Genomic DNA, 25179 nt, shown 5'->3' on the forward strand with positions numbered 1-25179 from the left:
CAGTACTTTCGCCAATCGACTTCCATGGCCCACAGCGCCAGCAGCATCGCGTCCATGGTCATGAGTCCAGCCATCAGGTACGACCAACCGACAAACAAACTCACAGCAATCTCCTGACTATCCCCAGCCAATCGATTGCTGCTAAGTGTGGCACCTAGAGCGCCGCTACGGAATGCCCTCCACCCGCAGTCTTGAAAAGGATTCCCAGCCTGTGGTGCGCCTCGGTCTCGAGCTTGAGCCGGCGGGTCAGTTTCTCCACGTGCCGGGACATCTCCTCCCCCACGGGGAGCCGGTCTCCGGGCCAGCTGGAAACTTGCCGCGATTCGGCCAGCGCGTTCTCCAGTTCCCTGGCCGCTGCCCGCACTTTTCGTGAGTGGAAATAGAGGCGAAGCAATGCCTTGGCCTTGTCCGCTCCCCTCTTTTTGACTTGTTCCATGCTGCTTCCCCGCTCTCCGCAAACCATGCAGCCCGCCGCGTGGCCCGTCGTCGGGCTTTTCCGCCTGCACGCTGCTGCGTTCCTTCGAGTGTGACGTCCGTTCCTCAACGTCCCGGCAAGCAGATGCCAAGATTTCCGCAAGATCTGCTGAGGGGGCCGCACACAACGTTTCTGTCAGCGAAGTCACCGGAAACTGTGGAGCCTAAGACATGCCCCGTGCGCCTTAATACTGTAGAAGTAGAGCTATGGTCTCTCCCCCCGAAACCCGCCGTGCCGTGGTCATCGAAGACGACCCCGACATCCGCGGGCTCCTGGTCCGCGTCCTGGTGAAGCAGGGTTTCGACGTCACCCAGGCCGGGGCAGGGCTCCCGGGGGTGGAGGAAGTCCGCCGCACCAGGCCGGACCTGGTAACCCTGGACCTGAACCTGCCGGACCTTGACGGGCTGGAGGTCTGCAAGCTCCTTCGCGAGTTCTCGGACGCGTTCATCGTGATGCTCACCGCCCGTGCGGACGAACTCGACAAGCTGACCGGCCTGGACAACGGCGCCGACGAATACATCAGCAAGCCGTTCAGCCCCCGGGAACTGCAGTCCCGGATCAATGCACTGTTCCGGCGCCGGCCCTCAGCCGCGGCGGAGTCCGCCGCCCGGGGCGAGCTGGAACGCGCCACCGAAGTGCAGCAAAGCCTCCTGCCCAAGGAATACATCCGGGTTGACGGTTACGACGTGGCGGGCCTCTTCCGCCCGTCCCAAAGCGTGGGCGGCGACTTCTACGATTGGTACCAGACGCCGGACGGGCTCCACCTCACTTTCGCCGATGCCATGGGCAAAGGCATGGGGGCGGCGCTGATCGCGGCAACAGTCCGCGCAGTAATGCGTTCCACGGGCCTGCGGCAGGACCTCGACGCCGGGTTCGGCGCCGCCAGCAAGGCGATCGCCGCCGACCTGGACTCCTCCAACTCATTTGTCACCCTGTTCCATGCCCGCCTGGACGCGGCATCAGGCAAGGTCAGCTATGTAGACGCCGGGCACGGCCTTGCGCTGCATGTCCAGCCGGCCGGACCGGCGGACCGCCTCCCCTCCGGCGGACCACCGGTTGGCGCCTGGCCCGGGACTCAGTGGCCGCAGGCGGGCCTGGAGCTGGCCCCGGGCGACTCGCTGGTTGTGGTCAGCGACGGAGTGTTGGATGTGTTCGGGTCAGTGGAGGACTTCACCGAGGCAGTGCAGCACGCAACGCAGTCCGCAGGTACGGCGCAGGAAGCCAGTAACTCCATCCTGGCCCTGGCCCCCGCAGAAACCGCCGAAGACGACGTCACGGTGGTTGTGGTCCGCCGCCTGCCCGTGGAGGTGCCGGCTTGATCCGCTTCTGGACCCGCGTGGTGGTTGTCCTGACCGTCCTGACCGGCCTGAACTACATCGCGTGGCGCTGGATGGCGTCCCTCAACTGGGACGCCTGGTGGATCGCCCTGCCGTTGGTGGTGGCCGAAACCTACAGCCTCATCGACGTCATGCTCTTCGGCATGACCGTATGGAAACTGAGAATCCGCAAGGGCGCTCCCGCGCCGCCGCACGATGCAACCGTGGACGTCTTCATCACCACCTACAACGAAGACCTGGACATGGTCCTCACCACCGCACTGGCGGCCCAGAAGATCCGGCACCCGCACAGCACCTGGATCCTGGACGACGGCGCCCGGCCCGAGCTCAAGGCCCTGGCCGAACAGCATGGCCTGGGCTACGTCACCCGCAGCGAGGACTGGACCAAGGACCTCCCCCGCCACGCCAAGGCCGGGAACCTGAATAACGCCCTCATGGTGACCCACGGCGAGTTCCTGCTGATCCTGGACGCGGACCAGATCCCGGAGCCGGACATCCTGGAAAAGACCCTGGGCTACTTCAACAACCGCCGGGTGGCCCTGGTCCAAACCCCCCAATACTTCAGCAATGTGCCGGCCGATGATCCGCTAGGCAGCCAGGCGCCCCTGTTTTACGGTCCCATCCAGCAGGGCAAGGACGGCTGGAATGCCGCCTTCTTCTGCGGCTCCAACGCCATCCTTCGCCGCGAGGCCCTGATGCAGCTGGGCCTGGTGGGCTACGTCAAGGAGACCGAGAAGAGTATCCGCCGTGCCCTGGCCGCATCCCGGGCAGCCATCAAGCAGGCCCGCAAGTCGGCGGACGTGGACTCTCCCCTGGTGGCCGAGGTCCTCGACGAAGTGGAGGCAGCCACCCGCGAGGCCCAGGAGGAAGTGGACGCCGGCAGGCCACTCAGCGAGGTCACGTACCGCGTCCGCCGCCGCGTGGATGCCGCCGTCCAGACCCTGGTCCAGGCCGACGTCGCCGCCCTGCAGGCCGACCTCGAAGAGATCGCCGCCATGGAACTGGCCCACGTGGGCGAGTCCGGCGTCCCGGTGGTGGCGGACGACGCCGTCCAGCGCATGTCCGCCCGTGACTGGTCGCCGCTGGGCGCCCTGGAATCCGTCCAGGCCGTCCTGGACGCGCTGACCGTGGAGCGCAGCGACGAGGCCCAGCCGGTAATGCCGCTGGCCACCATCTCCGTCACCGAGGACATGGCCACCGCCATGCGCATGCACGCCATGGGCTGGGAGAGCGTCTACCACCACGAGATCCTGGCCTACGGCCTGGCGCCGGAGGACCTGAAGACCATGCTCACCCAGCGCCTCCGCTGGGCGCAGGGCACCATCCAGGTGCTGCTCCGCGAAAACCCGCTGGTCCAGAAGGGCCTCAAGCTCGGCCAGCGCCTGATGTACTTCGCCACCATGTGGACCTACCTCAGCGGGTTCGCCGCGGTCATCTACTTCGCGGCCCCCATCATCTACCTGCTGCTGGGCATCCTGCCGGTCAGCAGCCTGAGCTGGGACTTCTTCATCCGCTTCATCCCGTTCATGGTGGTCAACCAGCTGCTGTTCGCCGTGGCCGGCCGCGGAATCCCCACCTGGCGCGGGCAGCAGTACAGCCTGGCGCTGTTCCCCACCTGGATCAAGGCATGCACGACGGCGGCCCGTAACGTGTGGTTCGGCCGTCCCCTTGGGTTCGCGGTCACCCCCAAGGCGCGCCAAAGCGGCGGACCCAGCTGGAGCCTCATCCGGCCCCAGATCGTGGTGTCCATCCTGCTTGCCGTCGCCGCCGTCGTCGGAATCATCCGCCTTGCCGCCGGGCTGGCGGAACCGCTGGGCACCCTGGTCAATGTTGTCTGGGTGGTTTTCGACCTGGTGGTCATGAGCATCCTGGTCCGCGCCGTGCTCTACAAGGGGTACGAACCGGCCGCAGAACCTGCAAACAGAGAGGAACCCTGATGGAGTTCAGTTACGAGGTCAAAGATTCGTACGCGGAAGTCAAGGCGGACGGGCGGCTCAACATGGTCTCCGCGCCCAAGCTGCGCGAGTTCGTCACGGATGTCATTGCCGGCGGGTCCAACCGGATCGTGGTGAACCTGGAAAACACCGCCTTCATGGATTCCTCCGGGCTGGGCGCGCTGATCGGCTGCCTCAAGGCGGCCCGCCAGGCCGGCGGCGACCTGCGGATCGCGGCGGTGCAGCCCCAGGTGAACATGGTCCTGAAGCTCACCAGCATGGACAAGGTCCTTACGGCGTATGCCACAGCCGAAGAGGCGTTCGGCAATGACTGAGGTCCTGGCCTCGCGCAGCTTCCGGGGACCTGCTGCCGAGGACGCCATCGAAGCGGTCCACAACGACCTGGACAGCCTCTGGCTGGACGTTCCGTTCGTCAACGACATGGACCAGATGACGTTTACCACCGCAGTCATCGAGTCCGCCTCCAACATCGTCCAGCACGCAAGGCCGGCCGGGGACCGGGAGGTGGAACTGGGGGTGGAGACCACCGTGCAGCCCACGCTGCTGCAGGCCCGGGTGAGTGCCTACAACGCCAAGCCACCGTACGGCCCCATGGAGCCGGCCACGCCCGGCGACGACGCCGAGTCGGGCCGCGGCCTGGCGCTGATCGAGGCGCTGGTCACCACGGTGACCTTCGAGCGCCAGGGTGCCACCAACACCTGGGTCCTTTCCAGGACGTCCTCCCAGGATTAGGACTGCCCCTGCTGGAGCTGCGCGCCGCCGCTTGACACGGCCACGCGGCTGTTCTTGAATATTACGTATGCTGAAATAACAGTTCCATGATGCGGAAGCCTTGTTTGGGGAAATCCCCGAACAGGCGCCGGGTTCTCCGGCATCCGCATAGCCGTCACCATGGATGCCAGCATGACCATCGAGGAATACGCCAGCATGAAGCTTGCCGAATTCAACGCCGCCAGCTCCGCCGCGGCCCAGGCCACCCTCCGGCCCTGCATCGACGTCAGCCGCTGGGTGGAGGCGGTGGCAGCAGCCCGGCCGTTCGCCAGCCGGGAACAGCTGCTGGAGTTCGCCGCCCAGGCAGCCAACCCCTTCACTCCTGCGGAGGTTGACGCCGCCATGGCCCACCACCCCAGGATCGGGGAACGTCCGACGGCGGCCAGCACCGAGGCGTCCATGTCCCGTTCCGAGCAGGCCGGGGTGGATCCGGCCGATGCTGCGGCAGCAGAAGCCCTGGCCCGGGGGAACCGCGAGTACGAGGAGAAGTTCGGCCGCGTCTTCCTGATCCGGGCCGCCGGACGCACCGCTCCGGAAATCCTGCAGGCCCTGAACCAGCGGCTCGGCAATTCCCCGCAGGAGGAAGACACCATCGTGGCCCAGCAGCTGCGCGAAATCGCCGTACTGCGGCTTGAAGGACTGATCAGCGAATGAGCGTTTCCCACGTGACCACCCACATCCTCGACACCGGCGCCGGGCGCCCGGCGGCGGGGGTCGCCGTCGTCCTTTTGAAGAACGACGGCGGTACCTGGCGCGAGCTGGCCACCTCCAGCACGGACGCCGACGGCCGGGCGAAGGACCTGGGGCCTGAACAGCTGGAGCCCGGGCACTACAAGTTGAACTTCGCCACGGGCACGTACTACGCCGGCCTGCAGACCGCGACGTTCTTCCCTGAAGTGGACCTGGTCTTCGAAGTCACCGGCCCGGAGCATTACCACGTTCCTTTGCTCCTGAGCCCGTTCGCGTACTCCACCTACCGCGGCAGCTAGGCCGGCCTGGGGGCGCCCGGGTGTCAAGCGCGTTAACCCAATGTCACCGCCGTCACAGTTTCCGGCATAGGATCAGGAAGTATGGCTTCGAATAGAGACCCTGAATCCGATACCGATGCCGAAGGCGGCCAGTCCGGCGGCGTGCAGTCCGTGGAGCGCGCCCTGACCGTCCTGGAGATCCTCGCCCGGGAAGGGCACGCGGGCGTGAGCGAAATAGCCGAGGAGATGGGGATCCACAAGTCCACCGTCTCCCGGCTGATGGGATCGCTGGTGACCCGCGAGATGGTGCACCAGAACAGCGAGCGGGGCAAGTACCAGCTCGGTTTTGGAATCCTGCGCCTGGCCAGTTCCATCCCCGGGCGGCTCAGCCTGGTCCGCGAGGCACGGCCCGTCCTGGAAAGCCTGGCCGACGAATTCAAGGAAACCGTCAACCTCGCGGTCCTGCGCTCGAACTACGCGGTGAATGTGGACCAGGCCATGGGCCCGTCCACCCTGGCCACCTACGACTGGGTGGGGAGCCTCACCCCGCTGCACGCCACGTCCAGCGGCAAAGTCCTCCTGGCTGCCCTGGAGGCGGACGACCGGGACCGTATCCTCAAGGAGACGGGCCTTGCTGCCCGGACTGCCCGGACCATCACCAGCCGCAAGGAACTGGACGCACAGCTGCTCGAGGTAGCCGCCAAGGGGTACGCCGTGGTACGCGAGGAGTTCGAGATCGGCCTGAATGCCGTGGCGGTGCCGGTCTACAACCACCAGGGCACCGTGATTGGCGCCCTCAGCATCTCCGGCCCGGCCTTCCGGTTCGACCCCGAGAAGATTCCCGGCCTGCTCGAATCGCTCAAGGAAGCCGGGCTCCAGGTCAGCGCCAATATGGGGTACACGCGGAAATGACACAACAATGGCCCCGGGCAGTGCCCGGGGCCATTGTTGTGTCCCCAAACAGTTGGCCTGCCCTTTCGCTTATGCGGGAGCCACTGCCGGTGCACTAACCCCCGGGCGCTAGAGCGCAACAGCAAGCGCACTATGCAACAGCTCGGTCCGGCGACACAATGCGCCCCAAGAGGTTCACGCTGCCTGGCATCCTTGACTTTCAAAGTGACGTACAGCACTCTTGTTGCTTAGCGCGAACTCTGTTGATCTTTGCGGAACACCTCCCCCATGGGGCTCAAGGCCCTGCCACCGCTGGCGAACGGCCACGCGGCAATTCACCCCCGGATTGCTCTGCCCGATTCCCAGCACTAAACGCAAGCCCATGGACTAGCCAAAGGACCCGCTTTCATGGCCATTAATAGTGATCTAACCTCCGCCAAGCCAAAAGTGCCGCCTTCAGATGGCGCTCCCCCCGAGCCTCTGGACACCGACCAAGAGGAATCGACAGCCGCCCTTCCCGCCGTCAACGAACACAAGCAGATTCTGGCCGAACTGCGGCTGAGTAACAGGGAGCAGGCCGTCTCCCAGCGCCGCGACCGGAAGCTGACGCTGGACAAGGCCACGTTCGGCATCACCGGCGCCATTGCCCTTGCCTTCGTGGTGTGGGGATTTGCCGACAAGGACAGCCTGGCCACCACTTCCAAGGACGCCCTGGACTGGGTCATGGAATACACCGGCTGGCTCTTCATGGTCCTGGCGTCCCTGTTCGTCGTGTTTGTCCTGTGGCTGGCCATGGGCAAGTTCGGCAACATTCCGCTGGGCAAGGACGGTGAAAAACCCGAATTCCGCACGGTGTCATGGATCGCCATGATGTTCGCCGCCGGAATGGGCATCGGCCTGATGTTCTATGGGGTGGCCGAGCCGCTGTACCACTTCGTTTCTCCCCCGCCCGGAACGGTTGACGGGCGCACCCCGGCAGCCATCCAGACTGCCATGGCCACCTCGATTTTCCACTGGACCCTGCACCCCTGGGCCATGTATGCGGTGGTGGGCATTGCCATGGCCTATGGCACCTACCGGCTGGGACGCAGGCAACTGATCTCCGCCGCCTTCACCTCGTTGTTCGGCATCAGGACCGTTGAGGGGCCGGTGGGCAAGGTCATCAACATCCTGGCCATCTTCGCCACCCTCTTCGGTACCGCCGCGTCACTGGGTCTTGGCGCCCTGCAGATCGGCAGCGGCTTCACCTCGAACGGCTGGACAGGCGAGATCGGAACACCCGTGCTCGTGGCCATCGTGGCCATCCTGACAGCGTGCTTCATCGCCTCCGCCGTGTCCGGCATCAGCCGTGGAATCCAGTGGCTGTCCAACGTCAACATGGTCCTTGCAGTGGTCCTCGCCGCCATCGTCTTCGTGGCGGGCCCCACTCTTTTCATCCTCAACCTCATCCCCTCGGCGGTGGGCGACTATCTGCGCGACCTGGCCGAAATGTCCTCCCGCACCGAGGCCGTTGGCGACGAGGCGCTGCGGACCTGGATGTCCGGCTGGACCATCTTCTATTGGGCCTGGTGGATTTCCTGGACGCCCTTCGTGGGCATGTTCATCGCCAGGATCAGCCGCGGCCGGACCATCCGGCAGTTCGTCACCGGCGTACTGCTGGTCCCCAGCATTGTCAGCGTCATCTGGTTTGGCATCTTCGGCGGTACGGCCTTCCACATCCAGCAGGAAGCTGACAAAGCCGGCACGCCGGGCCTGATGACCGTCACCGACGGCAAGGCAACCATCGATTTTGACGGCGCCCTGTTCAACCTGGTGAAGAACCTCCCCCTGCCGGAGTGGATGATTGCGGCCGTAATTGTCCTGGCCATGGTCCTGGTGGCAATCTTCTTCATTACCGGTGCTGATTCCGCCTCCCTGATCATGGCGTCGCTGAGCTCCAACGGCAGCTCCGACCCCAAGCGTGCCCTGGTCATCTTCTGGGGCGCCCTCACCGGCGCCGTGGCCGCCGTCATGCTTTTGGCCGGCGGTGACCAGCCCTCCGAAGCGTTGTCGGGCCTGCAGCGGATCACCATCGTCGCTGCCCTGCCCTTCGTGATCGTCATGCTGTTGCTTTGTTTCGCCATCACCAAGGACCTGCGCAGGGACCCCCTTTCCCTGCGCCGCCGGCTGGCGGACTCTGTGGTGGAACGGGCTATCCGGGCGGGCGTGGAGCAACACCGGGGCGCGCAGTTCGACCTTGTGACAAAGCACGAGTGCGCAGAAGAGTGCGCCGATGGCCAGAGGTGCCCGGGCAACGGGCAGGATCTGGAGAAGGCAGCCACACGTTAGGTAAACACCCGAATTTGGCCCCGGCGCATCATGCGCCGGGGCCAAATCCTTTAACGGCCCTGCGGCTAGGCCACCACCATGCAACCCTGCAGCTGGTAACCGGCCTCAGGCACCGGCTGCACTTGCCTGTCCGCGCACAAACGCCCCACGGTGGCCAGCACCTCACCGAAAACAGGGTCCGGCTGGAGGCGGCGGAGTTCTTCGGCGAGGCATTCGCTGAGGCTGCGGCGTGGGAGCGGGATCCGCTGGACGGGTTGGCCGGGTTGGGTGAGTTCGGCGACGAAGCCTCCGGGGCGGAGAAGCTGAATCCGACCGTCGGCCAGCGTGAGGCTCACTCGGCCAAGGCCTGATCCTGCCGGTCCTGCAACCTTGTTCACAGGTACGTCCAGCGCGTCGTTGAGCCAGGCAGCCATCAGCAGCGGGCTGGGGGAATCCGGGGCGCCCTCCACCTCGGCGGCAAGCACCAAGGATGGGTCGACCTGGTCCAGGGCTGCTGCGAGCTGGATCCGCCAGTTGGTCAGTCGGGTCCAGGCGAGGTCGGTGTCGCCGGCCTTGTAGGTGCGGTGGATCCGTTCCAGTGCGGCCTGGGGGTCGGGTTCGTTCGCGGAGTCGGTGATCCGGCGGTGCGCGATCGCGCCGATGGAGGTCTCGCACGCGTTCGCGGGGGCGCCGTGCGGCCACCAGGCCACGATCGGGGCGTCCGGAAGCAGCAGCGCGGCCATCAGGGACCCGGACTCGTGGGCCAGTTGGCCATAGCCGCGCAGCACGATCACTTCCGAGGCGCCGGCGTCCCCGCCCACCCGGATCTGCGCGTCGAGCCGGTCCCCGGCGTCCTTCCCGGCGTCGGCGAGGACGATGATCCGGCAGGGGTGTTCCCGGCTGGCGTCGTTCGCGGCCTCGATCGCTTCTTCCTCGATCCCGGACTTGGTCACGACCACCAGGGTCAGGACCCGGCCCAGCGCGATCACGCCGCCCTGCTCGCGCAGGGCCATGAGTTTCTTGGACACCTTCGAGGTGGTGGTGTCGGGCAGGTTAACGATCATGGCCTTCTCCAGGTTCGTCCGCCACGGAATGGGCTCGATGAGGGCATGGCACAGCGGCGGCCCCACCCCGGTCCAGGTGGAGCCGCCGCCGTATGCCAGGGCCTAGTTGATGGCAGCCTGGAGTTCCTTGGCGGCCAGAGCCGGATCTGCGGCGCCGTAGATGGCGCCGCCGGCCACCGCCACGTCGGCTCCTGCGGCCTGGACGGCTGCGATGGTGCTGACGTTCACGCCGCCTGCCACGGAGAAGGGCACCTGCGATTCTTCGCCCGCGCGGAGCAGTCCAGTCAGGTCGAAGCCGGGCTTTGCCTGCTCGTCCAGGCCCGCGTGCATCTCGACGAACTTCGCACCCAGGGCGCGCACTTCCCTGGCCCGGGTGGCCTTGTCCGCGATGCCGATCAGGTCAACGACGACGCCCTTGCTGTGTGCCTTTGCGGCCTTGACGGCGCCCGCGATCGTGGAGTCATCGGCGGAGCCGAGCACGGTGACCAGGTCGGCGCCCGCCTTGAAGGCGATGTCGGCTTCGAGTTCGCCGGCGTCCATGGTCTTCATGTCGGCGAAAACCAGCTTGTCCGGGTGGGCTTCCTTGATGGCCGTAACGGCGGAGAGGCCCGCAGCCTTGATGAGGGGCGTGCCCAGTTCGATGATGTCCACGTATTCAGCGACCTTGCCGGCCAGCTCGAGGGCGTCCTCGACGGTGAGGAGGTCAATGGCTACCTGAAGTTTCATTGCTTCTTCTTTCTGTTGGGGTTTTGTCCAAAGGACTGGAAAGTCGGGAAAGGTCTATTCGAGGTTGGCGTGGCGCAGCCACAACTGCTCGGCGGGGACGTCGGCGTTGTCCCAGAGTGTTTGGAACACCGCCTCCGTTGCCACGAAGAGCACCTGTTCGAAGAGGCTCCCGGAGTACTGGCGGGAGACGCCCGAGCCGTGGTCGGTCTTTTGCTGGGCCGGGAGCAGCACGACGGCGTCAGCCAGTCCTGCGAGTGCCGAACCGGGGTTGGCAGTGAAGGCGACGATCCGGGCCCCCGCCTTGGCGGCGGTCTCGGCGGCCTTCACGATCCCCGACGTGCTGCCGGAGCCCGATGCGACGAGCAGAAGGTCACCCTTCCGGATGGCGGGGGTGGTGGTGTCCCCGGCCACGTGGACCACGAGGCCGAGGTGCATCAGCCGCATCGCTGCCATCCTCAGCACCAGGCCGCTGCGGCCTGCCCCGGCCACAAAGACGCGGTCGGCGTTCTCCAGCATCGAGACCGCCTGGCGCAGCCTGTCCGGGCTGATGCGGGCCGCGGTGTCTGCGATCTCCCTTAACACCAGGGAGATATTGCCCGTGATGGCCGCGCCGGTTGCTTCCACCGCGGGAGCGGTCAGAACGGTTGAGTCCATATCTCCTCCTTCATCGTGTATCTGGCATCCATCGTGCCGAGACGGGCGGGTAGGTGATACGCCAATTCGGGATGGTTTTAACCACCCGTTCGGGTAGTTCAGGACGGGATTCTTCGCGTAATCTGTCGAGATGATTGAGAGCACCCCGCCCGTTCGGCTGGTTACGGACTTCCCCGGAACCGCCCTGCCCTGGCCCCTGCTCCGCGCGGTGGCCCGGATCGCGGAGGCGCCCCTCTCCGCCATTGCCGAACGGCTGCACGAAGCTGTCCGCCCCTACACTGGCGGCGACGCCCTGGTGATCTTCACCGAGGAATGCACAGGACGCCCGCAGAAGAAGTCAGGCGACGGGGAGGTGGTGGCCCGGGTATCGATCAGCGAACTCCAGCAGCTGCGCGAGCAGGTGGCCGTTGAGGGGCCTTGGGCGGGAACGGCACAAATCGCAGGCAGGCAACGGCAGGCCTTCGCCCTGAGGTACGCTCCCAGCAACGCTTTGCTGGTCATTACCTATCCCGGGACGGCCGGGGGCCGGCAGCAGGCCGGGGACATGGAGAACCTGGACCTCGTGTCCTATCTCTGGGAAATGGCAGCACGCCGGATCCAGGAGAAGGTGAAGGATGCGCCGCCGTCCTACCTGCTGGAGTCACGGGCAGCATCCGCGGAACGGATCAGGGTCACGGGCGAGCTGGTGGACCTTCATTCCACAACCCTGGAAACCATCCTGGCGGCCGCACGGTCAGGCTCCCTGGATGACGCAACGGCACGGGCCACCGTCAGTGACGCCGCGGCCAAGGCGCTGGTGGAACTGCGCACGCACAATGACCAGACGGCAGAACTGGTGAAGGAACCGGTGACCACCGCCTTCGAACGGCTTCGCGAGGATCTGCGTCCGCTGACCCGGTTCAGTGGGATCGACGTGCAATTCATCGAACCCCCCTTGAATGGCCGGGCGCTGCCCGGCGAGGTAGCCATCGCGGCGCGGGCCATAGTGCGCGGGCTGCTGTTGGCCATGATGGAGCAACCGGAAGTCCGCAGGGTGCGGACCCAGTGGGACTGCGACGGCGAAAACCTGCTGATCAATGTCCGGGACGACGGACGGGGCGGACTCTCGGCTGACGCCCCGAACATGGAACGGCTGCAGCGCAGGGTCCAGGCACTGGACGGCCGCATGGAAGTCGATCTCATGCCGGGGTGGGGCGCGGACATTTCCGTCACGCTGCCCCTGGACCCGCCTGCTTCTCCGGCAGACGTCTCGGGCTGGAACCTGGCGGCCCGGGAACTCGAGGTCCTCCAACTGCTGGCTGCGGGCCAACGCAACCGAAGCATAGCCGCCGCGCTCAACATCAGCGAGAACACGGTCAAGTTCCACGTGCGGAACCTGTTCAGGAAGCTGGGCGTGGCTTCGCGGACCGAAGCCATTGCGCTGGCCCACAGCCACGGACTGCGTTAGGACCTGCAGCGTCGAGGGCTAAGAACAGTCACACCCAGATCTGGTAGCCCGATTGCTTGTCGAAGATGCGCCGCGTGCTGATGCCCTCGGCGGCTATCCAGAGCACCGATCCATCCTCCGCAGCCTGGTCCACCACCCCGCTGGCCACGCGCTCCCCCAGTAGCCACACCTCGACATTGCGGCCAGGCAGGCGCGCCCAGTCAGTCCGGAGGCCAAGGGCCTTTTTCGACGTGCCGCCGCCCTGGCCACGTTGTTGAAGGTCAAGGCCGGTGGCTCTCCGCGGGGCTTCAAGGGTTGCCTGGGAATTCACTGGTCGCTCCGTTCGCCGGCGCCATCGCCGCTCATGGGAATCCAACTCTGATATTTGATTGATATATCAATCTGGATTCAGAGTATGGTGCAGGTCACACCCGATGTCAACAGACGCGCAGACCGGCCGGGACTAAGCCTTAAAGAGGGCCTCCCGGACCGCATGCTCGAATCCACTCACGTGGGCCTTGGCAAGCTCGGAGGCCCGCTCCTCATCCCCGTCAATGACGGCGCGGAGCAGATCGAGGTGTTCGCGCACGTGGTGGGACAGGTCCGGCAGGCGGTCGATGACCATGCACCAGATCCGCGTTGCCAGGTTGTCATAGCGGATCAGGATGTCCTCCAGGTGAGGGTTGGCAGCGGCGGCGTAAATGCCCTGGTGCACCCGGGCATCCAGCTGCAGCGTCTCGGTTACGGTTGCTGCGGCAACATCGAATGCCTCGACCTTCTCGAGCGTGGCACGCAGCCCGTCCCGAACCGCCGGGGATGCCACCCGGGCAGCACGTGCGGCAGCAAGGGGCTCGAGCTGGGCCCGGATTTCCGAGATGAAGGAAAGGTCGGTCACGTCCACCCTGGTGGCGAAGGTACCCCGCCGGGGGTAGGTCTTCACCAGCCGGTCCAGCTCCAGCCGCTTCAGCGCTTCGCGCACCGGAGTCCGCCCCACGCCCAGGTTCTTGGCAAGGAGCTCGTCATTCAGCAGCTCGCCGGGCTTGATTTCAAGGGTCAGCAACCAGTCGCGGATGCTCTCGTACGCGACGTCTGCCAGCGACTTCCTGCCGGCGTCGTCCGCCACCGCCAAAGCTTCGAATGCCATGCTGAGCCCCTTCTTCCCAACAAGAAAAAAACTATTGACCTCGCCTCGAGACCAGTATACGCTGACAGCCAATCTAATATATCAGTCCGCATCTTTTGAATATATCTAGAAGGAGGAGGGACATGACCCTCATTGAAACAGCTTCAGCAACCGCTACCCTGCCGGCGCTCAAGGAAGAGCAGGCGCAGAAGTTCGTGCTGACCTTGTCCTGCCGCGAGCAGGCAGGGATTGTGCAGGCCGTGACCACGTTCCTCTTCGAGCGTGGCTTCAACATCGAGGAACACCAGCAGTTCGATGACAGCCTGCGTGAGACCCTGCACCTGCGCACAGCGTTCTCCGGCTCCCCCAACTACACGCCGGCGATGCTCGAGGAAGAATTTGCGTCCATTGCAGGCCGGTTCGACATGAGTTTCAGCTTCCACGACAAGACCCAGCCGCGCGTTCTGGTGATGGTGTCCAAGTTCGGGCACTGCCTGAATGACCTGATCTTCCGCTGGCGCGGCGGCAGCCTTGGCGGCGAACTGGTAGCGGTCGTTTCCAACCACGAGACCCACCGTGCAATGGCGGAAGCCGCAGGGCTCCCCTTCATCTACGTCCCCGTCACACCGGACACGAAGGCCGACGCCGAACGCAGGCTGCTGGAGCTGGTGGAGGAGTACGAGGCCGACCTCGTGGTCCTGGCCCGTTACATGCAGGTGCTCTCCGACGATCTCTGCCGGGCGCTGGAGGGCCGGGCCATCAACATCCACCACTCCTTCCTCCCTGGCTTCAAGGGCGCACGCCCCTACCACCAGGCCTACGACCGCGGAGTCAAGCTGGTGGGCGCCACCGCCCACTACGTCACGGCGGACCTGGATGAGGGTCCCATCATCGAGCAGGAAGTCATCCGCGTGGACCACAGCTACGGCCCGGCGCAGCTGTCCACCGTGGGCCAGGACGCCGAGGCACTGGCCCTCTCCCGCGCCGTCCGCTGGCACTGCCAGCACCGCGTGCTGCTGGACCAGACCAGCACCGTGGTGTTCCGGTAAGCAGCCCTCGTCCGCAGACCCAACCCGTAAAGCAGCAGGAGAGACTTCCTTGGAATCGTCACCACGCATTGTCATTATCGGAGCCGGCATCGTCGGCACCAACCTCGCGGATGAACTCGTCGCGCGCGGCTGGAACAACATCACCGTCCTGGACCAGGGACCCCTCAACATGCCCGGCGGCTCCACCTCGCACGCCCCGGGACTGGTCTTCCAGACCAACCCCTCCAAGTCCATGGCGCTGTTCGCCAAGTACACCGTGGAGAAACTGCTGTCCCTCACCGAAGACGGCGTCAGCTGCTTCAACCAGGTGGGCGGCCTGGAGGTTGCCACCACCGAGACCCGCCTCGCGGACCTGAAGCGCAAGCTCGGCTATGCGCAGGCATGGGGCATCGAAGGCTCCATTCTTTCCCCGGCAGAATGCAAGGAGCTTTACCCGCTCATCAACGATGAGGACATCCTGGGCGGCCTGCACGTCCCGAGCGACGGCCTGGCCAGCGCGGCGCGGGCGGTGCAGCTGCTGATCAAGCGCACCGAAGCGGCCGGCGTCAAGTACTTGGGCAACACCACTGTGACCGGCATCGAACAGTCCGGCAGGCAGGTCACCGGCGTCCAGACGCCCGACGGCGTGATCCCGGCAGACATCGTGGTCTCCTGCGCCGGCTTCTGGGGTGCAAAGGTGGGCGAGCTGATCGGCATGTCCGTGCCGCTGCTGCCCCTGGCCCACCAGTACGTCAAGACCACCCCGGTTCCGGCACAGCAGGGCAAGAACGAACTGCCCAACGGCGCCCGGCTGCCCATCCTCCGGCACCAGGACCAGGACCTCTACTACCGCGAACACGGCGACCGCTACGGCATCGGCTCCTACGCCCACAAGCCCATGCCCGTGGACCTGGACGAACTCGGCAGCTTCAAGCCGCATGAGATCAGCGAGCACAACATGCCGTCCCGGCTGGACTTCACCCTCGAGGACTTCCTCCCCGCGTGGGAAGCCACCAAGCAGATCCTGCCTGCCCTGCGCGAAAGCGAGATCGAGGACGGCTTCAACGGCATCTTCTCCTTCACCCCCGACGGCGGATCCCTCGTTGGCGAGTCCAGGGAACTCGACGGCTTCTTCGTGGCCGAAGCCGTCTGGGTCACCCACTCCGCCGGCATCGCGCGCGCTGTGGCCGAACTCCTGGTGGACGGCAAGTCCTCCATCGACCTGGGCGACTGCGACATCCACCGCTTCGAGGACGTGCAGCTGACCCCCGAATACGTCAGCGAAACCTCGCAGCAGAACTTCGTGGAGATCTACGACGTCCTGCACCCGCTGCAGCCCAAGCTCTCCCCGCGCAACCTGCGCGTCAGCCCCTTCCATGCCAGGCACAAGCAGCTGGGCGGCTACTTCCTGGAAGGCGGCGGCTGGGAACGTCCCTACTGGTTCGAGGCCAACGCCGAGCTCCTCAAGGAGATGCCCGCAGACTGGCAGCCGCCGGCCCGTGATTCCTGGTCCGGCATGTTCAGCTCGCCTATTGCCGCGGCCGAGGCATGGAAGACGCGCACCGCCGTCGCCATGTACGACATGACCCCGCTCAAGCGCCTCGAAATCTCCGGACCGGGCGCCCTGAAGCTGCTGCAGGAACTGACCACCGCGGAAATGAACAAGAAGCCCGGAGCCGTCACCTACACGTTGCTGCTGGACGAGCAGGGCGGGGTCCGCAGTGACATCACCGTGGCCCGCCTCAGCGAGGACACCTTCCAGCTCGGCGCCAACGGCAACATCGACACCGCCTACTTTGAACGCGCAGCCCGGCACCAGACAGCAAGCGGCAGCGCCGACGACTGGGTCCAGGTCCGCGACACCACCGGCGGCACCTGCTGCATCGGCCTGTGGGGCCCGCTCGCCCGCGACCTCGTCAGCACCGTCAGCAGCGATGACTTCTCCAACGATGGCCTGAAATACTTCCGGTCCAAGCAAGTGGTCATCGGTGGCGTCCCCGTTACCGCCATGCGCCTGTCCTACGTCGGTGAGCTGGGCTGGGAACTGTACACCAGCGCCGACAACGGACAGCGGCTCTGGGATGCACTGTGGAAGGCCGGCCAGCCGTTTGGCGTCATCGCTGCCGGGCGGGCCGCGTTCAGCTCGCTCCGCCTGGAAAAGGGCTACCGCTCCTGGGGCACGGACATGACCACCGAGCACGACCCCTTCGAGGCCGGCCTGGGCTTCGCGGTGAAGATGGCCAAGGACAACTTCGTCGGCAAGGCGGCCCTGGAAGGCCGCACGGAGGAGAACTCCGCGCGGCGTCTGCGCTGCCTCACTGTCGACGACGGCCGCAGCCTGGTGCTCGGCAAGGAACCGGTGTTCTACAAGGACCAGGCAGTTGGCTACGTGACCAGCGGCGCCTACGGCTACACGGTCAGGAAACCGATCGCCTATTCCTACCTGCCCGCCGAAGTTTCGATCGGCGACTCCGTGGAGATCGAGTACTTCGGACGCCGGATCGTTGCCACGGTGACCCAGGACCCGCTGTACGACCCCACCATGACCCGGCTCCGCGGGTAGTGCCATGATCAGCTCAGAGACAGTCAGCAGCTACCTCACGCGCCTGGCCGCAAAACAGCCCACGCCGGGCGGCGGTGCAGCCGCTGCCCTGCATGCGGCCCAGGGTGCAGCCCTGGTGGCCATGGTGGCGCGTTACACCACAGGCGCCAGGTACGAACAGCACGCACCCCAGGTGCAGCGCATTACCCAGGCAGCAGACAATCTCATTACCGAGGCACTGCGCCTGGCCGACGCGGACGAACAGGCCTTCCAGGCAGTCATCGACTCCTACAGGCTGCCGTCCGACACGGATGAGTCCAAGGCCGCGCGCGCGGCCGGGATCCAGTCGGCACTCATCCAGGCTGCACAGACACCCGCCAAGCTCATCAAGGTCTCAGGCGACATCGTGGACCTCGCCACGGAGCTGTTCGACGTGGCCAACGCGAACGTCATCAGCGACGTGGCAGCGGCTGCCGATGCCGCCCGCGCAGCTGCCGCCACCGCGCGCGTCAACATCGACATCAACGTCGTGGCGGTCAAGGACCCGGAGGCACGCGCGCTGCTTGCTCGGCAGACGGACGGTATTGAGGAAAAGGTAGTCCTGGCGGCTGAGGCCCTCTCGGCCCGCGTGCGGGAAAGGATCCTTGGTTGAGCACCGCAGTACTTTCCGGAAAGCCTTTGGCCGGTTTGTTCCACAAGGAAGTGCAGGAGCAGGTCCGGTCGCTTGAACTGGACGGCGTCCGCCCGGTCGTGGCGGTGGTCATGGCGACCGCCGATGAGTCAACGCACTGGTACGTCCGCTCCATCGAGCGGGCAGCGGAGCGGGCAGGAGTGGGTTGCCGGATCATCGACCTGGGCCATGACGCAACGGAACCGGTGCTGGCCAGCGTCCTGCGGGACCTGAGCGCCGAACCGTCCGTGAACGGCATCATCCTGCAAACTCCACTGCCGCCCGGTGTCCGGACGGACAACCTGGTGGGCCTTATCGCCCCGGAAAAGGACATTGACGGCGCAAATCCGTTGAGCCTGGGTCGCCTTGCCGTGGGGCAGCCGGCCTTTGCGCCCGCCACCGCGCGCTCCGTCGTCGAAATCCTGGATCATTACCAGGTTCCCCTGGCGGGCAAGGGCGTGGTGGTCGTGGGCCGGTCCGCCGTGGTGGGCAAGCCACTGTCCCTCCTGCTGCTGGCACGCGATGCCGCCGTGACGGTCTGCCATTCCAGGTCGGGCCCTCTTGAGCGCTACACGAAGGATGCCGACGTCGTGGTGGTCGCCGCCGGACGCGCCGGCCTGCTGACCGGTAGCCATGTCTCCTCCCGGACGGTAGTGGTCGACGTCGGCACGAACGTCCTTCCCGACGGCTCGCTGGTGGGTGACGTGGACGAAGCCGGCGTCACCGGGACGGCAGCGGCGCTCACCCCGGTTCCCGGCGGCGTGGGCTCAGTGACCACGGCATTGCTGCTGCTTCACACCGTGGAGGCTGCACGCAGGCAAGTGTCTTCCCTGCCGCTGGCGGCCGGGCCCCTGGAGTCCCAGGTCCTGGAAGCCGCGGGCTAGGAAAGGCACAGCGTTAGCAACGGGCGTCCCGTTTTCCGTGAAAGGTGCTTCGATGGGCCTAAGACCTGGGGAGGTATTCCTCATCGAAGCACCGTTTTCGGAAAACGGGACCCCGCAACCGGCATGGTGCCGGTGACTTAAAAAGGAGGGGCCCCGGATGCCTGCCAATGGATTGACAGCCACCGTTTCCAGGAGCACGGCTGCGCCGGGTCCCGTCCCGGAACGCGGGTGCATACCGTGGTCCGAAGCGCGCCATGTGGCCTTCGGTTCCGCCGGTCCGCTCCCGCCCGTGGCAGTCCCGCTCGCTGAAGCCAATGGACGCACGCTGAGCCGGGATGTCACCGCCCTCCAGGACCTCCCGCATTATGCCTCGTCCGCCATGGACGGTTGGGCCGTGAACGGGCCTGGTCCATGGCTGCTGGCCGGAGCCGGCCAGCATGGATCCCCGGTGCCTGCAGGCAACAGATTCCTGCCTGCAAACAGTGCCGCCGTGATTGCCACCGGCGGTCTGGTACCGCACGGCGCCGACGCCGTCCTACGCAAGGAAAGCGGCCTGGCCGTGCGGGACCCCAACGGCAACCACATCCTGGCGCTGCGTGCCGATGCGAAGCCCGGTGAGCCGTGCAGCGGCCAACACATCCGCCCTGCCGGGCAGGAAGCCCGGTCAGGGGACGTACTCATCCCTGCCGGCACCGTCCTTAATCCCGCGCACGTGGCCCTGGCTGCGGCGGCAGGGCACGACACCGTCCAGGTCCGCGCCCGGCCCGCTGCCGCCGTCGTACTCACCGGCGCCGAAGTGGTGACGCAGGGAATTCCGGGCCCGGGACAGGTCCGGGACACCTTTGGCCCGCAGCTCGGACACGTGGTTTCCCTGCTCGGCGGTGTTGCGGACAGCCCGCAAAGAATCGGTGACTCGTTCAGCGATTGGCTGGCTGCCCTGGAGAACCCGGTGATGCCCCATGGCGGGCACGCAGACGTGCTCATCACCACCGGCGGCACCGGAAAATCCGGCACCGACCATTTCCGTGCCGCCGTCGACGCCATGGGCGGGCAGTTGCTGGTGGACGGCGTCGCGATGCGTCCCGGGCACCCGGCAGTGCTCGCCGCGCTTCCCGGAGGCCGGTTCGTCATTGGCCTGCCCGGCAATCCCCTGGCGGCCATGATGGCCCTCCTCACCCTGGGCGCACCGCTGATGGCCTCGCTTGGGGGCGCGCAGCTGCCTCCGTTGCAGCTCGTGATGTCCGGCTGCGACCTCGAGGGCGATCCGGGAAGGACACGCTTGGTCCCCTGCCGGTTCCTGTCCGGCCTTGCGTTCCCAGTCCAGCACACCGGGCCCGGCATGATGCGCGGGCTTGCCTGGGCGGACGCGGTCATGGCCGTTCCACCCCAGGGTGTTGATTCCGGGGGACCCGTTCCCGTGCTCCCGCTTCCGTGGGCAGCACCAGAAACCACAAGGACACCCGGAGCGGAGGCCACCATCCCACCCTGACGCACAGGTTTGCCCTGTTTACCCCCTCACCAGGCACTCGATATGGCAGAGGTCTCCCTGTCCCAGCGGTCAGGGCCTTTGGCGTGACCCGGAGTCCCCAGCAGGAGCGCCTACACACTTTGCCTTTAGGGGGTCACACTCTTGACATTGAATGTGAGCTAGCGCACGATTTTGTTGCATACAGCGAAGGTTGTTGATCATCACGGAACGAGGCACGCCCGGATACGCTCCTCCCGTCCCCCGGCTCCACCCGTGATGACTTTGGGGAACAGACGAACGAATTCATGATGGCCGATCCGAAAGGGGCCCTGGCCCGTGCATCGGCCGCACAACGCTGCCAGTATCCATGCGGCAGCGCCAGATCACCAAAGGAAGTCTATGACTATCAGGGATGGCAGCACCATCGATCAAAGCAGCGCGGGGCGCCGGAACCGGGGAACGACGCCGAAGCCTGTCCGTGGGTCCAGGAAACAGCGCTCTGGCACCTTCAGCGGTTTGCGCTGAAGCCGGAAGGGAACGAATCTCAATGATCAATCCAACCAAGACGACGGCCCCCGTCGACACCTCCTCATCAAAAGAGACCAGCTCCAAGTTCAAGCGCCGCTTCATGATGCGGCTTGTAGCGGTCTTCATAGGCGGGATGTTCCTCGACGGTTACATCCTCGGAATCATCGGCCCGGTCACCGGATCCATGCGGTCAGATCTCCAGCTCGACGCACTATCGCTGGGCATGATCGCTGCAGGCCCGCTGGCTGGTATCTTCATCGGCTCCCCGCTGGCTGGCTGGGCTACTGACAAGTTCGGACGCAAGCCAATGTTCCTGGTGGACATGGGCCTGTTCCTGGTCGCCTCAGGAGCCCAATTCTTCGTAACCTCTGGAGACGGCGCCGTGATCCAGCTGGCCATCATCCGATTCATGATGGGCGTCGCGATCGGCGGCGAGTACTCAATCGGTGGGCCACTGCTGTCAGAGTTCTCCCCACCCAAGCTCCGCGGGCGGTTGCTCGGGCTGACCCTGATCGCCTGGTACGTCGGTTTCATGATGGCATTCATCATCGGCACGCTCCTGCACGACGCCGGCACCCCATGGCGCCTAGTACTCGGCACGAGCACGATACTGGCATTCGTTCTGTTCCTCGCCCGCATGGGCCTCCCCGAATCGCCGAGCTGGCTCATTACTAAGGGACGGCACAAGGAAGCACTCGAGATCGCACACCGATATGTCGAATCGCCGCAGATGCACGACAGCATAACCGGAGAGATGGATCTGAGGATGCTCCAGGAGGCCCAAGCCGCGGAGAGTGGGACCAAAATCAAGAACGCCTCCTTCGGAATGCTGTTCTCGAGGCAGTACTGGCGCGCCACTGTCTTCACTGCAGGTTTTTGGTTCTGCGCGGTCACTCCGTACTTCGCGATCGCGACCTTCGCCGACGAGGTACTCAACCAATTCGGCTTCGGCGGCGGCTGGGCCGGTGGAGTCGGCCTGTCCGCACTTGCAGTCGCGGGCGTTGTCACCAGCGTACTTCTGATTGACAAGCTCGGCCGCCGAATCCTCACTGTGCCCGGGCAGTGGCTCTGCGCGGGCATCCTGCTGGTCATCGGAGTATGGGGGAACGCACCAGCGATCCTCGTGCTCGTCCTGTTTCTCGCCTTCTCCTACTTCAATGCCGGCTACACCACGATGACCCAGGTCTATCCGGCCGAGGTATTCCCCGGCCACCTGCGCGGCGTCGGTATGGGCTTCGCCGCGTCCTTCAGCCGGATTGGAGCCGCACTCGGCACCTTCGCCCTGCCATGGGCGATCGCCAACATCGGCATGGGCGCAACCATGGTCGTAGCCGCCGCCGTCGCATTACTCGGCGCAGTCCTCTCGCAATGGCTCGCGCCTGAGACGAAAGGGCGCACCCTCGCCGAGATTTCAGCAGACTTCTCCCACTGACACCGGGACCGCACGGACACACGCCGCCGGATAACCGGAGCTGCACCAAAGAGGCCTTCGCCGCACCAGCGGCGGGGGCCTCTTTGCCGCCTGTGATCACAGCACCGCCCATCCCCGCAACAAAGCAGGAAACCCTTGACATCCTATGTGAGCTGAGACACCCTGTTGCATATAGTGATGCGCGTTGCTCATAGCGAAGCGAACTCCATCACCCCGGCCAGGCGGATTTCAGCACCAACCAGGAGAACCAAGAATTATGAGCGCATCACCCCGCGTCGTCATCATCGGAGCCGGCATCGTCGGCACCAACCTCGCCGACGAGCTGGCAAGCCGCGGCTGGAACGACATCACCGTCGTCGAGCAGGGCCCGCTGGAGCTCGCAGGCGGCTCCACGTCGCACGCCCCTGGCCTCGTGTTCCAGAACAACCCGTCCAGGACCATGACGGAATTCGCAACCTACACCGTTAACAAGCTGCTCGCCCTGACCAAGGACGGCCAGTCCTGCTTCAACCAAGTGGGCGGCCTGGAACTGGCAACCACCCCAGAGCGCCTGGCCGACCTCAAGCGCAAGATGGGCCTGATGACCTCCTGGGGCGTCGAAAGCCGGATCGTGGACGCCGACGAATGCGAAAAGATCTACCCGCTGCTGAACACCGGCAAGCTTACCGGCGGCCGCGAGGTCCTGGGCGGCCTGCTTATCCCCACCGACGGTATCGCCCTGGCGGCCCGGGCCGTGCAGCTGCTGATCGAGCGGACGCGCGAACTCGGTGTCACCTACCTCGGCTCCACCACCGTCACCGGCATCGCACGGGAGGGCAGCAAGGTCACCGGTGTCGAGACCTCCTCCGGTGTGATCCCAGCCGACATCGTGGTGTCCTGCGCAGGGTTCTGGGGCCGTGAGCTCGGCCGGATGGCGGGCCTGGAGGTGCCGCTGCTGCCGCTGGCCCACCAGTACGTGGTCACCACGCCCCTCGCCGAACTTGAGGGCGTCAACGAGCTTCCGAAGGGTGCCAGCAAGCCGATTCTGCGCTACCAGGACAAGGACCTGTACTACCGCGAGTGGGGCGACCGCATTGGCATCGGCAGCTACGCCCACCGTCCCATGCCCGTGGACATGGCTGCACTGCCCAAGGTCCCGGCCGGGGAGATGTCCGACCACCGCATGCCCTCCCGCCTGGACTTCACCCTTGAAGACTTCGTGCCCGCGTGGGAGGACAGCCAGGACCTGCTGCCGGCACTGCGCAGCACCGGAATCCAGGACGGCTTCAACGGCATCTTCTCGTTCACCCCTGACGGCGGCCCGCTCATGGGCGAGGCGCCGGACCTCGACGGCTTCTTCGTGGCCGAGGCAGTGTGGGTCACGCACTCGGCCGGCGTCGCCAAGGCCATGGCCGAACTGCTCGTCGACGGCCAGCCGCAGACCGACCTGCACGGCTGCGAGCTGACACGCTTCGAGAAGGTGCAGACCTCCGACGCGTACGTCAGCGAGACGTCGCAGCAGAACTTCGTGGAGATCTACGACGTCCTGCACCCGCTGCAGCCCCGCGAATCCCCGCGCGACCTGCGCGTCAGCCCGTTCAACGTCCGCCAGAAGGAACTCGGGGCCTTCTTCCTGGAGTCCGCCGCCTGGGAGCGCCCGCACTGGTTCGAAGCCAACCGCGGACTCCTGGCCGAACTGCCGGAAGAATGGCGGGCTCCTGGGCGCGACGAATGGTCCGCCATGTTCCACTCCCCCATTTCCGCCGCCGAAGCGTGGAAGACGCGCACCGCCGTCGGACTTTTCGACATGACGCCGCTGAAGCGCCTCTCCGTCGCCGGCCCCGGCGCCCAAGCACTGCTGCACCGCCTGAGCACGGGCAATATCGCCAAAAAGCCGGGTGCCGTGACGTACTGCCTGCTGCTGGCGGACGACGGCGGCATCCGCAGTGACGTGACCGTCGCCAGGCTCGCCGAGGAGGAGTTCCAGCTGGGCGTCAACAGCAATGTTGACTTCGACTACCTCCGGGTGGAGGCCCGGAAGCAGTCGGCCGCTGATCCTGCCCAGTGGGTCCACGTCACCGACATCACGGGCAGCACCTGCTGCATCGGGCTCTGGGGCCCGCTGGCCCGCGAGGTCATCGGCAAGGTCAGCGGGGACGACCTCAGCAACGACGGCCTCAAGTACTTCCGCACCAAGGAAATCTCCGTTGGGGGCATCCCCGTTACGGCCATGCGGCTCTCCTACGTGGGCGAGCTCGGCTGGGAGCTCTACACCACGGCCGAATATGGGCTGAAGCTCTGGGACCTGCTGTTCGAGGCGGGCCAGGAGCACGGCATCGTCGCCGCCGGCCGCGGTGCCTTTAACAGCATGCGCCTTGAGAAGGGCTACCGGCTGTGGGGCACGGACATGACGTCCGAGCACCACCCCTACCAGGCCGGCCTTGGCTTCTCCGTGGCCAAGGACAAGACGGGCTTTGTTGGTGCCGAGGCCCTGGCGTCGCTCCGCGAACAGCCGGCGGCCAAGACACTGCGCTGCCTGACGGTCGACGACGGCACGTCCGTGGTGCTGGGCAAGGAACCGGTGTTTGTGGCTGGGGAAGCCGTTGGGTACGTCACGAGCGCGGCGTACGGCTTCACCATCCGCAAGCCCATCGCCTACGCCTGGCTGCCCTCGTCAGTGTCCGAAGGGGACGCCGTGGAGATCGAGTACTTCGGCCGGCGGGTGGCCGCCACCGTCACCGCGGAGCCGCTCTTTGACCCGGGCATGGAACGCCTCCGCGGCTGACCTGCCCCGGGGTTGAACCCGTCAAAACCTGGGTGGTTGGGCCTGCTTGAGACCGGCAGGCCCAACCACCCTTTTTGCTGCCTCGGGGAGGGCACTGATTCGCGCGGCAAAACCGCGACGTAGACTCACCGGAGCAACAACAAATTTGAGGGAACAGGTGTTTGGG

At 65.7% G+C, this 25179-nt stretch carries 22 protein-coding genes; 16 read left to right on the top strand and 6 right to left on the bottom strand.

Translation table 11 applies throughout. The annotated features are described in order from the left end of the window. Window positions 1–154 precede the first annotated feature (154 nt). Window positions 155–436 carry a hypothetical protein gene (locus LDO86_RS17850; RefSeq protein WP_026266151.1) on the bottom strand — a complete coding sequence of 94 codons (282 nt, stop codon included), beginning with the start codon at window positions 434–436 and terminating at the stop codon, window positions 155–157. 245 nt (window positions 437–681) lie between these two features. Here LDO86_RS17850 and LDO86_RS17855 point away from each other — a divergent pair, with 245 nt between their 5' ends. The 8 genes from LDO86_RS17855 (at window position 682) to LDO86_RS17890 (ending at window position 8725) form a co-directional block, all read left to right on the top strand. Then, window positions 682–1794 (top strand): SpoIIE family protein phosphatase, encoded by a 1113-nt coding sequence (locus LDO86_RS17855; protein WP_224084131.1) that lies wholly within the window; start codon window positions 682–684, stop codon window positions 1792–1794. Beyond that, window positions 1791–3749: a glycosyltransferase gene (locus tag LDO86_RS17860; RefSeq protein ID WP_018771765.1), complete on the top strand. Its 1959-nt coding sequence runs from the start codon at window positions 1791–1793 to the stop codon at window positions 3747–3749. Before LDO86_RS17855 ends, LDO86_RS17860 begins: the two co-directional genes overlap by 4 nt. After that, the gene (locus LDO86_RS17865) at window positions 3749–4081 is read left to right on the top strand and encodes an STAS domain-containing protein (protein WP_018771766.1); all 333 of its coding nucleotides are present in this window, start codon (window positions 3749–3751) and stop codon (window positions 4079–4081) included. The genes LDO86_RS17860 and LDO86_RS17865 overlap by 1 nt, the downstream gene beginning before the upstream one ends. After that, the gene (locus LDO86_RS17870; protein ID WP_018771767.1) at window positions 4074–4499 is read left to right on the top strand and encodes an ATP-binding protein; all 426 of its coding nucleotides are present in this window, start codon (window positions 4074–4076) and stop codon (window positions 4497–4499) included. Before LDO86_RS17865 ends, LDO86_RS17870 begins: the two co-directional genes overlap by 8 nt. Window positions 4500–4694: 195 nt before the next feature. After that, complete coding sequence (gene uraD / locus LDO86_RS17875; protein WP_026266152.1) at window positions 4695–5192, top strand: 2-oxo-4-hydroxy-4-carboxy-5-ureidoimidazoline decarboxylase; 498 nt, start codon at window positions 4695–4697, stop codon at window positions 5190–5192. After that, window positions 5189–5527: a hydroxyisourate hydrolase gene (gene uraH / locus LDO86_RS17880; protein WP_018771769.1), complete on the top strand. Its 339-nt coding sequence runs from the start codon at window positions 5189–5191 to the stop codon at window positions 5525–5527. The genes uraD and uraH overlap by 4 nt, the downstream gene beginning before the upstream one ends. An 81-nt stretch (window positions 5528–5608) precedes the next feature. Next, on the top strand, window positions 5609–6418 hold the full coding sequence (locus LDO86_RS17885; RefSeq protein WP_018771770.1) for an IclR family transcriptional regulator: 810 nt from the start codon (window positions 5609–5611) through the stop codon (window positions 6416–6418). A 387-nt stretch (window positions 6419–6805) separates the two neighbouring features. Then, window positions 6806–8725 carry a BCCT family transporter gene (locus LDO86_RS17890; protein ID WP_043425550.1) on the top strand — a complete coding sequence of 640 codons (1920 nt, stop codon included), beginning with the start codon at window positions 6806–6808 and terminating at the stop codon, window positions 8723–8725. A 65-nt stretch (window positions 8726–8790) separates the two neighbouring features. On the opposite strand, the gene LDO86_RS17895 is transcribed toward LDO86_RS17890, so the two are convergent. From LDO86_RS17895 to hxlB, 3 genes are all read right to left on the bottom strand, one after another. Then, window positions 8791–9768 carry a glucose-6-phosphate dehydrogenase assembly protein OpcA gene (locus tag LDO86_RS17895; RefSeq protein WP_051081453.1) on the bottom strand — a complete coding sequence of 326 codons (978 nt, stop codon included), beginning with the start codon at window positions 9766–9768 and terminating at the stop codon, window positions 8791–8793. Between the two features lie 102 nt (window positions 9769–9870). Then, complete coding sequence (gene hxlA / locus LDO86_RS17900; RefSeq protein WP_018771773.1) at window positions 9871–10494, bottom strand: 3-hexulose-6-phosphate synthase; 624 nt, start codon at window positions 10492–10494, stop codon at window positions 9871–9873. Window positions 10495–10548: 54 nt separating this feature from the next. Next, complete coding sequence (hxlB, locus tag LDO86_RS17905; RefSeq protein ID WP_018771774.1) at window positions 10549–11148, bottom strand: 6-phospho-3-hexuloisomerase; 600 nt, start codon at window positions 11146–11148, stop codon at window positions 10549–10551. A gap of 130 nt (window positions 11149–11278) precedes the next feature. On the opposite strand from hxlB, the gene LDO86_RS17910 reads away from it, so the two are divergent. Beyond that, window positions 11279–12595, top strand: a complete 1317-nt coding sequence (locus LDO86_RS17910) for a response regulator transcription factor family protein (protein ID WP_018771775.1) — start codon at window positions 11279–11281, stop codon at window positions 12593–12595. A gap of 28 nt (window positions 12596–12623) precedes the next feature. On the opposite strand, the gene LDO86_RS17915 is transcribed toward LDO86_RS17910, so the two are convergent. Together LDO86_RS17915 and LDO86_RS17920 are read right to left on the bottom strand one after the other, a co-directional pair. Further along, window positions 12624–12905 (bottom strand): hypothetical protein, encoded by a 282-nt coding sequence (locus LDO86_RS17915; RefSeq protein WP_018771776.1) that lies wholly within the window; start codon window positions 12903–12905, stop codon window positions 12624–12626. A 132-nt stretch (window positions 12906–13037) separates the two neighbouring features. Then, window positions 13038–13718 carry a GntR family transcriptional regulator gene (locus LDO86_RS17920; RefSeq protein WP_018771777.1) on the bottom strand — a complete coding sequence of 227 codons (681 nt, stop codon included), beginning with the start codon at window positions 13716–13718 and terminating at the stop codon, window positions 13038–13040. 122 nt (window positions 13719–13840) lie between these two features. Here LDO86_RS17920 and purU point away from each other — a divergent pair, with 122 nt between their 5' ends. From purU to LDO86_RS17955, 7 genes are all read left to right on the top strand, one after another. Beyond that, on the top strand, window positions 13841–14746 hold the full coding sequence (gene purU / locus LDO86_RS17925; protein ID WP_018771778.1) for a formyltetrahydrofolate deformylase: 906 nt from the start codon (window positions 13841–13843) through the stop codon (window positions 14744–14746). Between the two features lie 49 nt (window positions 14747–14795). After that, window positions 14796–17288 (top strand): FAD-dependent oxidoreductase, encoded by a 2493-nt coding sequence (locus LDO86_RS17930; RefSeq protein WP_018771779.1) that lies wholly within the window; start codon window positions 14796–14798, stop codon window positions 17286–17288. Between the two features lie 4 nt (window positions 17289–17292). Continuing rightward, complete coding sequence (locus tag LDO86_RS17935) at window positions 17293–17919, top strand: cyclodeaminase/cyclohydrolase family protein (protein WP_018771780.1); 627 nt, start codon at window positions 17293–17295, stop codon at window positions 17917–17919. Continuing rightward, a complete protein-coding gene (locus LDO86_RS17940) occupies window positions 17916–18821 on the top strand; it encodes a bifunctional 5,10-methylenetetrahydrofolate dehydrogenase/5,10-methenyltetrahydrofolate cyclohydrolase (RefSeq protein WP_018771781.1) in 906 nt (301 codons plus the stop codon). The genes LDO86_RS17935 and LDO86_RS17940 overlap by 4 nt, the downstream gene beginning before the upstream one ends. Window positions 18822–18978: 157 nt before the next feature. Further along, window positions 18979–20310: a molybdopterin molybdotransferase MoeA gene (locus tag LDO86_RS17945; protein WP_018771782.1), complete on the top strand. Its 1332-nt coding sequence runs from the start codon at window positions 18979–18981 to the stop codon at window positions 20308–20310. A 526-nt stretch (window positions 20311–20836) separates the two neighbouring features. Then, entirely contained in the window at window positions 20837–22249 is a 1413-nt protein-coding gene (locus LDO86_RS17950) for an MFS transporter (protein ID WP_018771783.1), read from the top strand. A 256-nt stretch (window positions 22250–22505) separates the two neighbouring features. Beyond that, on the top strand, window positions 22506–25013 hold the full coding sequence (locus LDO86_RS17955; RefSeq protein WP_018771784.1) for an FAD-dependent oxidoreductase: 2508 nt from the start codon (window positions 22506–22508) through the stop codon (window positions 25011–25013). The last annotated feature ends 166 nt before the right edge of the window (window positions 25014–25179 follow it).

The sequence above is a fragment of the Arthrobacter sp. StoSoilB19 genome, assembly GCF_019977275.1.
Classification (GTDB): Bacteria; Actinomycetota; Actinomycetes; order Actinomycetales; family Micrococcaceae; genus Arthrobacter.